Below are 14046 nucleotides of genomic sequence, written 5' to 3' on the forward strand. Positions count from 1 at the left end.
CGACGCCGAGGACCTTGTAGAAGTCCTTGTTGGCCCAGTCCGAGCTCGTCATGCGCCCTCCTCCCCTCTTTCTCGTGCGTGTCGTGCGGTGTCCAGCTCAGGCGGTACGCCGGACCGTCAGCTGTCGTCCTGCGGGCCCGACTCGACGTCGTCGGGCGATCCTGCGGCTTCGGTGTCCGCCGCGGGCGCCGGCGCCTCCTCGACCGGGTCCACCACCGTGACCCGCGCGGGCCGGACGACCCGCTCGCCGATCTGGTAGCCGGCCGACACGATGTTCTGACAGGTCGTCGTGGTGACGTCGGGCGAGTGCGAGTGCATCAGCGCCTCGTGGAAGCGTGGGTCGAACTCGTCGCCCGGTGCCCCGAACTTCACCAGCCCCTGGCCCTCGACCACGCGCTCCAGCGCGTCGGCGACGGCCTTGAAACCGCCCTCGACCTCGCCGTGCTCGCGGGCCCGGTCGACGGCGTCGAGCACCGGCAGCAGCGAGGACAGGATGGCGAACTTGGCGTTCTCCAGCACCAGCTCGCGGTCCCGGTCGACGCGGCGCTTGTAGTTGACGTACTCGGCCTGCAGCCGCTGCAGGTCGTTGGTCAGCGCCGCCACCGCCGACTGCGCGGCGGTCAGGTCGTCGGCTACGACGTCCGGCCCCGGGTCGCTCCCGGAGGCGGTGGCGTCGGTGTCGGCGTCGGCACCGGGTGCCGCGGAGCCTTGGGGCTGGGCAGCCCCGTCGGCTCGCGCGGCACCCTGCCGGCTGTCGCCCTCCGTGTCGAACGAGGTCATGCCCTCGTCGGGGAAGTGCTGTTCGGTCACTTGGTGTCACCCTCGTCGTCGGTGTCGTCCTCGACGATCTCGGCGTCGACGACGTCCTCGTCGGTGTCACCGGTGCCGGTCGCACCGCCGGCGGCCGAGGCGTCGGCCGCACCAGCGGCGTACATCGCGGCGCCCATCTTCTGGCTCGACTCGTTGAGCTTGGCCAGGGCGGACTCGATGTCGGAGGTGGCCCCGTCGGCCTCGCCGCTGTCGGCCTTCTCGAGCGCCGCCTTCAGCGCGTCGACGTCGGCCTGCACCTCGGTCTTGACCTCGTCGGGCACCTTGTCGCCGTTCTCCTCCAGGAACTTCTCGGTGGAGTAGACGACACCGTCGGCCTGGTTGCGCAGCTCGACGGCCTCCTTGCGACGACGGTCCTCCTCGGCGTACTGCTCGGCGTCCTTGATCATCTTGTCGATCTCTTCCTTGGACAGCGCCGAACCGCCGGTGATGGTCATCCGCTGCTCGCGGCCGGTGCCGCGGTCCTTCGCGGAGACGTGCACGATGCCGTTGGCGTCGATGTCGAAGGTGACCTCGATCTGCGGCACGCCACGCGGGGCCGGCGGCAGACCGGTCAGCTCGAAGTTGCCGAGCGGCTGGTTCTGCGCGGCCATCTGGCGTTCGCCCTGGTAGACCTGGATCATCACGGACGGCTGGTTGTCGTCGGCGGTGGTGAACACCTCGGACCGCTTGGTCGGGATCGTGGTGTTGCGCTCGATGAGCCGCGTCATCACGCCACCCTTGGTCTCGATGCCGAGGCTCAGCGGGGTGACGTCGAGGAGCAGCACGTCCTTGACCTCGCCCTTCAGCACGCCGGCCTGCAGCGCGGCGCCGACCGCGACGACCTCGTCCGGGTTCACGCCCTTGTTGGGCTCCTTGCCGCCGGTCAGGTCCTTGACGACCTCGGCGACGGCCGGCATCCGGGTGGACCCGCCGACCAGGATCACGTGGTCGATCTTGGCGACGTCGATGCCGGCGTCCTTGATGACCTGCTTGAACGGCTGCTTGGTCCGGTCGAGGAGGTCCTGCGTCATCCGCTGGAACTCGCTGCGGCTGATCTTCTCCTCGAAGTGCAACGGGCCGGACTCCGAGTGGGTGATGTACGGCAGGTGGATCGTGGTCTCCGACGAGGAGGACAGCTCGATCTTCGCCTTCTCGGCGGCCTCCTGGAGACGCTGCTTGGCGATCTTGTCGGCACCGAGGTCGACGCCGTTGTTGTCCTTGAACTTCTTGACCATCCACTCGACGAGGCGGGTGTCCCAGTCGTCACCACCGAGGTGGTTGTCACCGGAGGTCGCCTTGACCTCGACCACGCCGTCGCCGATCTCGAGCAGGGACACGTCGAACGTGCCGCCACCGAGGTCGAAGACCAGGATGGTCTGGTCGGACTCCTTGTCGAGCCCGTAGGCCAGCGCGGCCGCGGTGGGCTCGTTGACGATCCGGCTCACGTTGAGGCCCGCGATCTCACCGGCCTCCTTGGTGGCCTGCCGCTGGGCGTCGGAGAAGTACGCCGGCACGGTGATCACCGCGTCGGTGACGGTCTCGCCGAGGTAGGACTCGGCGTCCCGCTTGAGCTTCTGCAGCACGAACGCGGAGATCTGCTGCGGGGTGAACGTCTTGTCGTCGATCTTGGTGTTCCAGTCGGTGCCCATGTGCCGCTTCACCGAGCGGATGGTGCGGTCGACGTTGGTGACGGCCTGCCGCTTGGCGACCTCACCGACGAGGACCTCGCCGTTCTTCGCGAACGCGACCACGGAGGGCGTGGTGCGGGCCCCCTCGGCGTTGGCGATGACGGTGGGCTCACCACCCTCGAGGACGGAGACGACGGAGTTGGTGGTGCCGAGATCGATGCCGACCGCGCGAGCCATGTGGGTACCTCCATGTAGCGGGCCCCGGCGGAGGTCCGCAGGGGATGTTGTTCGTCATAGGTCAGGGACGACGACCCGATGCTGGGCCTTCTGCTCCCATTGTGTCAAACAAGTTGAGTCGATCCAACTCAAGTCTTGTCATACGCCTCAACGCAGCCGATGATCGATGGGTTCCCAGACCCAGGTTCAGGCGTGCCGGACGAGACGGACGGGCGCACGGTGCGCCCGGGGAGCGTCAAGCGGCTTGGCCGCGGCGGCCGCAGCGAGCGGCCACCCCCGCCGTACTCCCCGGCCGACGCGCCGCCGCAGCGACCGGGCGCGCCGGGCGCGCGGCAGGCTCGGCCGGCTGCGGGGATCGGCCGCGGGGGACCCGCTCAGCGGATGGTGACGCGGACCGGGTTGGACGCGCGGCCGCTCCCCGTGTCCTGCACCCTCCAGCGGGACTCGCCGGTGCGGCTTGTGAGCACGTAGGTGGTGAACGTGCCGCCGCTCACCCGGGCGGAGACCGGGAAGTCGGTCCAACCGTTCTCGAAGCGCTGGACCTGCAGGGTGGCGCCCTCACCGCCGGGGTAGACCCCGGTCAGGTTGATCCGCTCTCCCGGGCTGACCGAGCGGGGGAACGCCTGTAACGAGAGCGGGCGGGGCTTCTTCGTCCGCTTCGAGGGCTTCGGGGTGGAGACCTCGGTGGGGGTGGGATCGTCCGCGGCCGGCGGGTCGGGGAACGCCTCCGGGCTGGTGCTCGGCTCCCCGGTCGGGATCACCAGGCTCGGCTCCTGGGTCGGCCCGCGGCCCGCACCATCGATGCCGGTCAGCTTGGCGGCCCCCAACGCCATCGCGCCGACGACGGTGCCGACCAACAGGGAGATGGCCACCAGCGCACCCAGGCCGACGAGGAGCTGACGCGTCCAGGGCGCCTCGTCGTCTGTGCGTGCCATGCCACGATCATCCCTGACCCGGCCAAGGCACATGAGCGTGCCCCGGTGGCGTCCCACGCCTCGGTTCACCGACCCCCGTCGTACCACCGTGTGCCCCGTCCGCCCCGCGCGTCCTACGTCGCCGGGTCTGCCGCCGGACCGGCCGCCCCGGCTTCGGGCTGCCCGGCCGCGCTTCCGGCCGGCGCGTTCTCGGGGAAGTGGCACGCCACCTGGTGCCGCGGCGCGAGCTCGACCAGCGGGGGCTCGACCGTCTTGCAGATGTCCTGCGCCTTCCAGCACCGGGTGTGGAAGCGGCAGGCCGGCGGCGGGTTGATCGGTGAGGGCACGTCGCCCTCGAGCCGGATCCGTTCGCGCTGGTGCCGTCGCTTGGTGTCCGGGATGGGTACGGCGGACATCAGCGCCACGGTGTAGGGGTGCATCGGCCGCTCGTACAGCGGGTCGCGGTCGGCGATCTCGACGATCTTGCCGAGGTACATCACCGCCACCCGGTCGGACACGTGCCGCACCACCGACAGGTCGTGAGCGATCATCACGTAGGTCAGGTTCAGCTCGTCCTGCAGGTCCTCGAGCAGGTTGACCACCTGCGCCTGGATCGACACGTCGAGCGCGGAGACCGGCTCGTCGGCCACGATCAGCCGTGGCTTGAGCGCGAGGGTGCGGGCGATGCCGATGCGCTGACGCTGGCCGCCGGAGAACTCGTGCGGGTAGCGGTTGTAGTGCTCGGGGCTGAGCCCGACCAGCTCGAGCAGGTCCTGCACCGCCTTCTTCACGCCGCCCTCGGGCGTGACGTTCTGCAGGTGGAAGGGGGCGCCGACGATCTTGCCGACCGTGTGCCTCGGGTTCAACGAGGAGTACGGGTCCTGGAAGATCATCTGTATGTCGCGGCGCAGCGGGCGCATCGGCCCGTCCTTGAGATGCGTGATGTCGCGGCCCTCGAAGACGATCTGGCCGGCGGTCGGCTCCTCGAGCCGGGTGATCAGCCGTCCGGTGGTGCTCTTGCCGCAGCCCGACTCACCGACGAGCGAGAGCGTCTCGCCCTCGTTGACGGAGAAGTCGAGCCCGTCGACGGCCTGGACCGCTGCGACCTGGCGCTGCATCAGGCCCTTGCGGATCGGGAAGTGCTTGACCAGCCCGGTGACGCGCAGCAGTTCCTGCTTGTCCCCGGCGCCGGCCCCCTCGGTGGCCGTGTCGGTGGCAGTCATCGTCTCTCCCTAGATCTTCGGCTGGATCTCGTCGCGCCAGATCTCCCGGCGCCGCGGCACCGGCAGGTGGCAGGCCACCAGGTGGCCCGGCCCGGACTCGACCAGCTCCGGACGCTCGGTGGTGCTGAGGTCGCCGTTGAGCGAGGCGAAGGTGCAGCGCGGGTTGAACGCACAGCCCCGCGGGACGTTGATCAGGCTGGGCGGAGAGCCCTTGATCGGCAGCAGGCGCTCCGAGCGGACCCGGTCGAAGCGTGGCATGGAGCCCAGCAGCCCCCAGGTGTAGGGGTGCTCGGGTTCGTTGAAGATGTGTTCGGCGGTGCCGTACTCGGCTGCCCGCCCGGCGTACATCACCAGGATGTCGTCGGAGAGCTCGGCGACCACGCCGAGGTCGTGGGTGATGATGATGACCGCCGAGTTGAACTCCTTCTGCAGGTCCCGGATCAGGTCGAGGATCTGCGCCTGCACGGTCACGTCGAGGGCCGTGGTGGGCTCGTCGGCGATCAGCAGCTCCGGGTCGCAGGAGAGCGCCATCGCGATCATCGCCCGTTGGCGCATGCCGCCGGAGTACTGGTGCGGATAGGCGTCCACGCGCTGGTCCGGCTCCGGGATGCCGACCCGGTCGAGCATCTCGACCGCGTGCTTGCGCGCCTGCGACTTGGAGACGTTGTTGTGGATCCGGTAGGCCTCGATGATCTGGTTGCCCACCGTGTAGTAGGGGTGCATGGCCGACAGCGGGTCCTGGAAGATCATCGCCATCCGCTTGCCGCGCAGCCTGCGCACGCTGTCGGGCGAGGCGCTGACGATGTCCTTGCCGTCGACGAGGATCTCGCCGGAGACCTCCGCGTTCGCGCGGTTGTGCAGCCCCATCACGGCCATGCTCGTGACGCTCTTGCCCGAGCCCGACTCGCCGACGATGCCGAGGGTCTTGCCCCGCTCGACGTGGAACGACAACCCGTCGACGGACTTGACGAGCCCGTCGTCGGTGGGGAAGTGCACGCGCAGGTCGCGTACGTCGAGGAACGGGCCGGTGCCCGACGACGGCACGGGGGCGCTCGTGTCCTGGGTGGTGGTCATCACTGCGTCCGCACTCTCGGGTCGACGACGGCGTACAGGAGGTCGACGAGCAGGTTCGCGACGGCGACGAAGACTGCCGCGACCAGCACGACCCCCATGATCTTGGGCAGGTCGTTGGCCCGGATCCCCTCCACGGCGTACTTGCCGAGCCCGTTGAGCCCGAACGCCGTCTCGGTGAGGATCGCGCCGCCGATCAGCAACCCGAAGTCGAGGCCGAAGATGGTCACCAACGGCGTGAGCGCACCGCGCATGCCGTGCTTGGTCACCACGCGCCGCTCGGTCAGACCCTTCGCACGCGCGGTGCGGACGTAGTCCTCGTTCATCGTCTCCAGCATCCCGGCGCGGGTCAGCCGTGCGTACTGCGCGGAGAACAGCAGCGCCAGCGTGATCCACGGCAACGTGAGTGCCGCGGCCCACTCGAACGGATTGTCGAGGAACGGGACGTAGGTGCCACCCGGTGGCGCGATCTCCCACCGATAGCTGAACAGGAACAGCGCCACCAGGCCAGTCCAGAAGATCGGCAGCGAGACACCCGCGAGGGCGATGACCATCGCGAACCGATCGAAGAAGCTGCCACGCCGCAACGCCGAGAGCACCCCGACGGAGACCCCGAAGATCACCCAGATGACGGCGGCGCCGATCGCCAGCGAGAAGGTCACCGGTATCCGGTCGACCAGCTCGGGCCACACCGGCTGCCGGTTGACGAACGAGTAGCCCAGGCACGGAGCGGGGCACTGCTCGGTCACCGGGCCCATGTCGTACTCGGCGCCCGTCACGACGCCCTTGGCCCAGTCGCCGTACTGCACGTAGATCGGGTCGTAGAAGCCGAGCCGCTCGGCCGTCACCTTGACCGTCGACTCGGTCGCGGCCCGCCCGACGTAGCGGGAGGCCAGCGTCTCCGGGCTGGCGCCGGCGAGCCGGGGCACCAGATAGAAGATCGAGAAGATGATCACGCTGACGACGAACATCAGCGCGATCGCGGCGATCACGCGCCTGACGATGTATGCGAACACAATGGTCGGCTTCGCGGGTCGGCCCGGGGACACCCCCGGGCCGACCTGCGATCTGCCTTCACCTACCTATGAGTGACCGTGCTGTGAATGAGCTGCGTGGCTACGGGTTCTCGACGCCCAGCGACATGAAGTCGTACTGGCCGTAGCTCTCGTTCACGAACACGTTGGTCACGCCCTGCGGCCGGATCAGCAGCACCTTGCCGTGGACGCCCGGGTAGATGACGGCCTCCTCCATGACGCGGCGGTCGATCTCGCCCCAGAGCTGCTCGCGCGCCGCGTCGTCCAGCTCCGCGAGGGCCTCGTCGAGCATCTCGTCGACCTCGGGGATCCGCACCGACGTGTTGGACGAGCCACCGGTCTCCCGGATCACCCGGCTGTCGACGATCTGCGACAGGAAGCCGTAGCCGTCGTTCCAGTCAGCGCCCCAGCTGTTCAGGCACATGCCGATGTTGTTCTTCACCACGTACGGCGGGAGGCCGCAGGTCTCGGTGAAGTAGGTGCCCTGCGGAAGCGGCTTCGGGTTGGCCGTGATGCCGATCCGCTCCAGCGACTGCTGGAACGCCTCGGCGACCGCCTTCTCCTGCGGACGCTCGGCCCGGTAGGCGATGTTGGTCTCGAAGCCGTCCGGCTGGCCGCAGGCCTCGAGCGCCTCTTGGGCCGCCTCGACGTCACCGGTCTCGCCGGCCGGGAAGACGTCGAAGTCCACGTGGCCGGGGATGGTCGGCGGCATGATCGTCGTCGCCGGGTCACCACCGGCGATCGGGCCGCCGTACGCCGTGACGTACGCCGACCGGTCCATGCCGAACTGGATCGCCTTGCGGCACTCGATGTTGTCGAGCGGCTTCACCGTCGGGTTGACCGAGGTGTACTGCAGCCGGGACGCGACGGGGTTGTCCGACATCGCCTTCAGGTCGGGGTCGTTCAGCAGCCGGCCACGCGTCGCCGGCTGGACGCCGATCGACTCGATGTCCATGTGCAGGTCGCCCGAGATCATCTGGTTGTCGACGTCGTTCGGGTTCATGTTGAGCTGGACCTCGATGCGGTCCGGCAGCGCCTTGCGCAGGTCGTCGGTGGACTGGTCCCACTCGGGGTTGCGCACCAGGACGTAGCGCTTGCCCGACTCGTAGGTGTCCCACATGTACGGGCCCGTGGAGATCACGTGCTCGCGGTACTTCGCGCCGGTGTCCTTGTCGGCCGGGACCGGGGCGGTCTGCGGCAGCTGCGCGAGGTAGTCGAACCCGGCGAAAGGCTGCTTGAGGTGGAAGACGATCGTCTTGTCGTCGGGCGTCTCGATCGCCTGGTCGGTGTCCATGTCCGGGGTCTTGAACGGACCCTGGTAGCCCTCCGGCAGGTCGAGCAGAGCCTCGAAGTACGCCGGACCGCTCGGGAAGGTCTCCTTGTCGGTGGACCGGAGCACGGCGTACTTGACGTCCTCGGAGGTGACCTCCGTGCCGTCCTCGTAGGTGACGCCGTCCTTGAGGGTGTAGGTCCAGGTCTGACCGCCGTCGCTCGGCTCGCCGACGTCCTCGGCGAGGTCGGGCACGATCTCCTGGCTGCCCTTGCCCGGAACCGGGTTGAACATCACCAGCGGACGGGCGTAGTAGCGGGTGAAGTTCCACGAGTAGCCGTAGTAGGTCTCACCCGGGTCGACGGTGTCACCCCAGTCGCCGGGCTTGCCCATCTTGAGGGTGCCCCCCTGCTCCTCGGAGGGGTTGAAGACCTCCGTCAGCGCCGAGTTGAATTCAGCGGCGGCGCCGCTGTCCTCGTTGCCGTTGCCATCGCCGCCGTCATCCTCGCCGACGCCTCCGCAGGCACTGAGGCCCAAGGCGGCGACGGCTGCGAAGGCTGTGAGTACCTTCGTTCGCCTGCTCATCATTTGCCGTTACGCCCTTCTCTCGATGGGTGATGTTGTGTGGTTAGCGGGTCTTCGGGTCGAGGGCGTCACGCAGACCGTCCCCGAACAGGTTGAAGGCCAGCACGGTGGCGAAGATCGCCAGCCCGGGCCAGAGCATGAAGTGCGGGGTCGTGTAGTAGACGACGGCGTCGGACAGCATCCCGCCCCAGGAGGCCGTGGGAGGCCGGATGCCCACGCCCAGGAACGAGAGCGCCGCCTCGAACAGGATGTTGGTCGGGATCAGCAGCGTGGAGTACACCAGGATCGGTGCGACCAGGTTGGGCAGCAGCTCGGTTCTGAGCACGTAGCTGCGCTTGGCGCCGAGGCTGCGGGCGGCGTCCACGAACTCACGGTGCCGCAGCGACAGCGTCTGGCCACGGATGATCCGGCCGATGTAGGCCCAGTTGAAGATGCCGATGATGAAGACCAGCAGCACGATCCGCAGCGTGTTGCCGGAGAGCCCGAAGGCCTCGTCGGGGAACACGCCGGCGAGCGCCAGCGCGAAGACCAGCACCGGGAACGCCAGGAACATGTCCATGATCCGGCTGATCAGGGAGTCCACCCAGCCGCCGAAGAACGCTGCCGTCATCCCCAGGACGGTCCCGATCAGCACCGACACCAGGGTGGCGAAGATCGCGATCAGCAGCGAGATCCGCGCGCCGTAGACGACGCGGCTGAAGATGTCGCGGCCGTTGAGCGGCTCGACGCCCATCAGGAAGTCCCAGCTCATCCCGCCGTACTTGCCGATGGGAAGCGTGGTGTTCGGGTCGATGAGCTCGGGGTGGAACTCGTTGGGCGGGTGCCCGAACCACTTCGTGATCAGCGGCGCGGCCAGCGCGACGACGATCAGGAAGATCAGGAAGCAGCCGCCGGCGATGGCGACCTTGTCGCGCTTGAACCGGCGCCACGCGATCTGGCCGAGCGACCTGCCCTCGATCTTGTCGCCCCCGACGAGAGCCGCCTCCGTCGCCGCGGCGTCCGCGGGCTCGACATCCAGGGGCGTACTCACGCGCGCGGCTCCTCAGGCAGGCAGGACACGGACGCACCAGGCTGTGCGCCGGAGCCAACGTCGTCCCTGGGGAGGCGCGAGTCAAGGATCGACGGGCCCGTGTTGCTCAATCGTGACGCGTAGGGGCGTTGGGTGTCACAAATCGACCGGCAATTGCTGGAGTGACTGCTCTATTATTTCGGGATGGCGCCCTTCACCGATCCCGCACCCGGGCCCTGGCGGCTGCGTCTGGCCGGCAGGGAGCTGGTCGCCGCTCCCCTGCCGCGCGTCGGCGGCGTCGGGACGCCGGTCGAGGTCGCCGTCGACGGCCGGGTGGTCACCACCCTGCGGGCCACCTGGACCGGATCCGACGTCCCGCTCGCCGAGCTCGCGCCCGAGTGGGACCTCGCCGGGCTGCGGCTCGAGGGGGCGAGCCTGCAGGTGCGGTCCGGTCGCCGCGGCCGGCTCCGCACCGTCCGGCTCGTCGTACCACCGGCGGCGCCCGGCGCTGGTCCGGGCCGAGCAGTACGACCCGAGGTGGTGGAGCTCGAGCCGCCGCCGGGCACCCGGGCCTGGCGGCGTTGGGACCTCGCCCGGCGGCACCCGCGGTGGTACGCCGCCCGGCACGTTGCCGTGGCCACGGCCCAGGTCCTGTTCGGCCTGGTCGCCGTGTCGCTCGCGGTCGGCTGGATCCCGTGGGGCTGGCTCCCGTCGATCCCGCTTCCGGACCTGCCCTCGGTGCCGCTGCCGTCCGTCCCCTGGCCGTCGGTCCCGCTGCCCGACGTCACTGTGCCGGACTGGGTACGGGCGGTGATGGACTCGAAGAAGTACTGGTTCCCGATCCTGGTCGCCGGCTTCGTCGCGCGGGCCGAGCTGAGGCGCCGGCGGCACCGAGACGCGCAGGGCGCAGGCGACGGCGCCTGATGGCCCGCACCGTCGACCCCGACCGGCACCGCGCCCGGCGGCTGATGATCCTCGATGCCGCGGTCACCTGCTTCGCGGCCCGTGGCTTCGCCGGGACCACCACCGCCCAGGTGTGCCGGGAGGCGGGCATCGGGTCCGGGACGCTGTTCCACTACTTCCCCACCAAGGCGTCGCTGATGACGGCGCTGCTGGAGGAGGACACCCGCGAGGTGCTTGCCTTCTTCGCCGCCCACCGTGACCGTCCCGCCTGGGACGGTCTCGGCGCGTGGGTGGAGCGGGCGATCGAGGAGGCGGCCGACCCCCGGGTGGCCGGGCTGGTCAACGCCATGATCGGTGCCGGCGCCCTGCCCGAGGTCGCGGGCGCCCTGGCGGCCAACGAGGCGGTGATCGGTGATGGGCTCACCGCGCTGGTGCGGCGCGGCCAGGACGAAGGCGGCGTTCGCGCCGACCTCTCCGCGACCCGCATCGCGAGCTGGGTGACCCTCCTGGTCGACGGGTTCTACGGCCGGATCGCCTCCGACGAGGAGTTCCGTGCCGAGGACGAGGCCGGGGTGCTGCGGGCCACGGTCTCGTCCCTGCTCAACGGTGGGTGACGACCACCTTCGCACCGTGCCGCGGCACGCTGGTGATGTTGCGGACCCGCGGGTAGTCCGCGGGACCGGCGGGCACCGCCACGTCGTACGCCGTGAGCACCTCACGCAGCACCGCGACACCCTCCATGAGCGAGAACCCGGCACCGATGCATCGCCGCACGCCGCCGCCGAACGGGATCCAGGTGTGCGGGGCGACGTGGCCCTCGAGGAAGCGCTCGGGCCGGAAGACGCCCGGCTCGTCGAAGTTGGCCCCGCGGGAGTGACTGATCAGGATCGACGGACCCACGTTGACCCCGCGCGGGAGGTTGACGCCGCCGATGGTGGCCGGTGCCATCAGGTGCCGGACCACCATCGGGATGACCGGGTGCAACCGCATCGACTCCTTCATCACGGCCTCGAGGTAGTCGTCGTCGCCCTCGTCGGTCGCGCGGCGCGCCCTGGCCAGCCGGCCGGCGTCGCGGCCGAGCTCGTAGAGCGCCCAGGACAGCGCGGTCGCCGTGGTCTCGTGGCCGGCCAGCAGCAGGGTGACCAGCTGGTCGCGCAGCTCGGTGTCGGTGAGCGGCTGGTCGTCGCCCTCGCCGGCCGCGCCGACCTGCAGCAGCCGGGAGAGCACGTCGGTGCGTCGGTCGAGGTCGGTGGCCCGGCGGCGCTCGGCGATCTCGGCGTACATGACCCGGTCGAGCTCGCGCTGGTTCTGCACCGTCGCCTTCCACGGCCCGAACCTCTGCAGCCACGGGTACCCCCAGCCGAGCAGGATCGCCGGGCTGATGTCGACGGTCTTGTTGACCAGCGGGCGCAGCTCGGCCAACCGGGACTCGTCGGTGACGCCGAAGACGACGCGCAGGATCACCTCGAGGGTGAGCGCGTTCATCCGGTCCAGAGAGCGGAACGGCCGGCCGGGTGTCCACGTGCCGACCTCGTCGCGGGCGATCCGGGTCACCAGGTCCTGGTAGCCGTGCAGCGCGGCGCCGTTGAAGGCCGGCATCAGCAGCCGGCGGGCGCGCTTGTGCTCGGCGGAGTCCTGCAGCAGCAGGGAGTGCTCGCCCATGATCGGGCCGAGGATCGCGTTGCCCTTGCCGGCGTGGAACACCTCCGGGTCGCCGGCGAAGATCTCCTTGGCGTGGTCGGGGCGCGTGAACAGCACCAGCGCCGAGCCGCTCGGCAGGATCCGGACGGTGAAGCAGTCGCCGTACCTGCGGTGCATCCGCGGCACGAACCAGTGCCGGAACCGGACCAGCGCGATGCTCTGCAGCAGCGCCGGCCAGCGCGGACCGGGAGGCAGGGCGCCGCGAGGGAGCTTCCGGCCCGTGTCTCCCGCGAACGGGCGCATCCGCGCCAGCCGGTCGTCGGTCACGGTCATCGGGACTCCCTTGGGCTCGGGGCGTGGTAGAACGCGTTTCCATACTAGGGGTATGTGAGCGGTGTGCCCAGCGGTGTCAGGCCTCGGCCTCGCCCGCTCGTTGCCGGGCCGCACGCTCGGCGATCGCGTGCTCGTCAGTGCGGTTGTCGTAGGTCCAGAAGTCGCGCAACCAGGCGGCCGTGACCGCCACCCCCACGACACAGGCGACACCGCCGCTGGCGATCGACCCGCGCACCGACCACGCGTCCGCGACGAGACCGGCCCGCACCTGGCCCCCGAGCGGGCCGAGCGAGTACGACAGCATCTCGATGCCCGCGAGCCGACCGCGCAGGTGGTCGGGGATGGTCTGGTTCCACACCGTGGCCCGGAAGATCCCGCTGATCATGTCGGCGGCGCCCGCCAGCGCAAGGCAGACGGCGACCAGCACCAGCGTCGGCGCCAGGCCGGCCAGCGCGATCGCGACGCCGTACGCCGAGGCGGCGACCACGATCGCGCGGCCGTGGTGGTGCACGCGGCCGGTCCAGCCGGATGTCGCGGTGGCCAGCATGGCGCCCACCGTCTCGGCGGAGTAGAGGAGGCCGAGCAGCTCGGGCTGGTCGAAGACGTCCTCGACCAGCGCGGGGAAGAGCACCACCGGCATCGCCAGCAGCATCGCCGCGATGTCGACGAGATAGGTGCCCAACAGGTCCCGGCGACCGACCGCGTAGGAGATGCCCTCACGGATCGCCCGGATGCTCGGCGGGGTGGTCTCGCCGACGTGCGGGTAGGACCGCATCGCCAGGAACAGCACCGTCGCGATCAGCAGTCCGGTCACGTCGACCACGAAGCACCAGCCGATGCCGACCGTCGCCAGCAGGATCCCGCCGACGGCCGGCCCGGCGAGGAGCCCCACCTGCATGCCGAACGACGACAGGGCGCTGGCGGCGGCGATCTGGTCGTGCCGGACCGTGCGCGGCTCGAGCGCCTCCTTCGAGGGCCGCTGCAGCGCCCCGGCGGCGGCCAGGAGCGCGCCGACCACGTAGATGAGCCACACGTGCGGATCGGCGAGGAAGGCGTTCCAGGCCAGCACGCCGGTGAGCACGACCTGTGCGAGCGCGGTGCCGATCAGCAGCCTGCGCCGGTCCAGGTGGTCGGCGAGCGCCCCGCCGTACAGGCCGAACACCAGCAGCGGGACCAGCTCCGCGATGCCCAGCGCACCGACCGCGAGGTTGGAGCGGGTCAGCGTGTAGAGCTGGTAGGGCACCGCGACGTAGGAGACCATCCCGCCGAGGTAGAACACGGTGCCGGCCAGGAACAGCAGCCGGAAGTCCCGGGACTGTCGCAGCGGCGTGGTGTCGAGCCGCATCGCCCGCAGCCGCTCGCGCATCGTCACGGCCGGAAGTGTGGCA

Annotated in this window: 12 protein-coding genes; 2 read left to right on the top strand and 10 right to left on the bottom strand. The window is 70.0% G+C overall.

The features are described from left to right. Nucleotides 1-117: 117 nt before the first annotated feature. The 8 genes from grpE to VFH10_RS16130 form a co-directional block, all read right to left on the bottom strand. On the bottom strand, nucleotides 118-810 hold the full coding sequence (grpE, locus tag VFH10_RS16095) for a nucleotide exchange factor GrpE (protein ID WP_325130345.1): 693 nt from the start codon (nucleotides 808-810) through the stop codon (nucleotides 118-120). Further along, complete coding sequence (gene dnaK / locus VFH10_RS16100; protein ID WP_325130346.1) at nucleotides 807-2675, bottom strand: molecular chaperone DnaK; 1869 nt, start codon at nucleotides 2673-2675, stop codon at nucleotides 807-809. Before dnaK ends, grpE begins: the two co-directional genes overlap by 4 nt. Nucleotides 2676-3049: 374 nt before the next feature. After that, nucleotides 3050-3610, bottom strand: a complete 561-nt coding sequence (locus VFH10_RS16105; RefSeq protein ID WP_325130349.1) for a hypothetical protein — start codon at nucleotides 3608-3610, stop codon at nucleotides 3050-3052. Nucleotides 3611-3723: 113 nt separating this feature from the next. After that, on the bottom strand, nucleotides 3724-4812 hold the full coding sequence (locus tag VFH10_RS16110; RefSeq protein ID WP_325130351.1) for a dipeptide ABC transporter ATP-binding protein: 1089 nt from the start codon (nucleotides 4810-4812) through the stop codon (nucleotides 3724-3726). Between the two features lie 9 nt (nucleotides 4813-4821). Next, complete coding sequence (locus VFH10_RS16115; RefSeq protein ID WP_325130353.1) at nucleotides 4822-5886, bottom strand: ABC transporter ATP-binding protein; 1065 nt, start codon at nucleotides 5884-5886, stop codon at nucleotides 4822-4824. After that, the gene (locus tag VFH10_RS16120) at nucleotides 5886-6932 is read right to left on the bottom strand and encodes an ABC transporter permease (RefSeq protein WP_325130355.1); all 1047 of its coding nucleotides are present in this window, start codon (nucleotides 6930-6932) and stop codon (nucleotides 5886-5888) included. The genes VFH10_RS16115 and VFH10_RS16120 overlap by 1 nt, the downstream gene beginning before the upstream one ends. Before the next feature lie 67 nt (nucleotides 6933-6999). After that, on the bottom strand, nucleotides 7000-8772 hold the full coding sequence (locus tag VFH10_RS16125) for an ABC transporter substrate-binding protein (RefSeq protein WP_325130357.1): 1773 nt from the start codon (nucleotides 8770-8772) through the stop codon (nucleotides 7000-7002). A gap of 43 nt (nucleotides 8773-8815) precedes the next feature. Continuing rightward, nucleotides 8816-9802 carry an ABC transporter permease gene (locus VFH10_RS16130; RefSeq protein ID WP_325130359.1) on the bottom strand — a complete coding sequence of 329 codons (987 nt, stop codon included), beginning with the start codon at nucleotides 9800-9802 and terminating at the stop codon, nucleotides 8816-8818. A 183-nt stretch (nucleotides 9803-9985) separates the two neighbouring features. Here VFH10_RS16130 and VFH10_RS16135 point away from each other — a divergent pair, with 183 nt between their 5' ends. Next, nucleotides 9986-10705: a hypothetical protein gene (locus VFH10_RS16135; protein WP_325130360.1), complete on the top strand. Its 720-nt coding sequence runs from the start codon at nucleotides 9986-9988 to the stop codon at nucleotides 10703-10705. Then, a complete protein-coding gene (locus VFH10_RS16140) occupies nucleotides 10705-11298 on the top strand; it encodes a TetR/AcrR family transcriptional regulator (protein WP_325130362.1) in 594 nt (197 codons plus the stop codon). Before VFH10_RS16135 ends, VFH10_RS16140 begins: the two co-directional genes overlap by 1 nt. On the opposite strand, the gene VFH10_RS16145 is transcribed toward VFH10_RS16140, so the two are convergent. Both VFH10_RS16145 and VFH10_RS16150 read right to left on the bottom strand, forming a co-directional pair. Beyond that, nucleotides 11285-12658 carry a cytochrome P450 gene (locus VFH10_RS16145; protein ID WP_325130364.1) on the bottom strand — a complete coding sequence of 458 codons (1374 nt, stop codon included), beginning with the start codon at nucleotides 12656-12658 and terminating at the stop codon, nucleotides 11285-11287. The genes VFH10_RS16140 and VFH10_RS16145 overlap by 14 nt on opposite strands. A 76-nt stretch (nucleotides 12659-12734) precedes the next feature. Then, on the bottom strand, nucleotides 12735-14024 hold the full coding sequence (locus tag VFH10_RS16150; RefSeq protein ID WP_325130423.1) for an MFS transporter: 1290 nt from the start codon (nucleotides 14022-14024) through the stop codon (nucleotides 12735-12737). Nucleotides 14025-14046: the final 22 nt, after the last annotated feature.

Source organism: Nocardioides sp., from assembly GCF_035697785.1.
Classification (GTDB): domain Bacteria; phylum Actinomycetota; class Actinomycetes; order Propionibacteriales; family Nocardioidaceae; genus Nocardioides_B.

What these genes read in the sequence shown, in the direction of transcription:
- dnaK (WP_325130346.1), bottom strand. Translation starts at nt 2,675, where the DNA reads ATGGCTCGCGCGGTCGGCATCGATCTCGGCACCACCAACTCCGTCGTC.
- VFH10_RS16105 (WP_325130349.1), bottom strand. Translation starts at nt 3,610, where the DNA reads ATGGCACGCACAGACGACGAGGCGCCCTGGACGCGTCAGCTCCTCGTC.
- VFH10_RS16110 (WP_325130351.1), bottom strand. Translation starts at nt 4,812, where the DNA reads ATGACTGCCACCGACACGGCCACCGAGGGGGCCGGCGCCGGGGACAAG.
- VFH10_RS16115 (WP_325130353.1), bottom strand. Translation starts at nt 5,886, where the DNA reads ATGACCACCACCCAGGACACGAGCGCCCCCGTGCCGTCGTCGGGCACC.
- VFH10_RS16125 (WP_325130357.1), bottom strand. Translation starts at nt 8,772, where the DNA reads ATGAGCAGGCGAACGAAGGTACTCACAGCCTTCGCAGCCGTCGCCGCC.
- VFH10_RS16135 (WP_325130360.1), top strand. Translation starts at nt 9,986, where the DNA reads ATGGCGCCCTTCACCGATCCCGCACCCGGGCCCTGGCGGCTGCGTCTG.
- VFH10_RS16140 (WP_325130362.1), top strand. Translation starts at nt 10,705, where the DNA reads ATGGCCCGCACCGTCGACCCCGACCGGCACCGCGCCCGGCGGCTGATG.
- VFH10_RS16145 (WP_325130364.1), bottom strand. Translation starts at nt 12,658, where the DNA reads ATGACCGTGACCGACGACCGGCTGGCGCGGATGCGCCCGTTCGCGGGA.
- VFH10_RS16150 (WP_325130423.1), bottom strand. Translation starts at nt 14,024, where the DNA reads ATGCGCGAGCGGCTGCGGGCGATGCGGCTCGACACCACGCCGCTGCGA.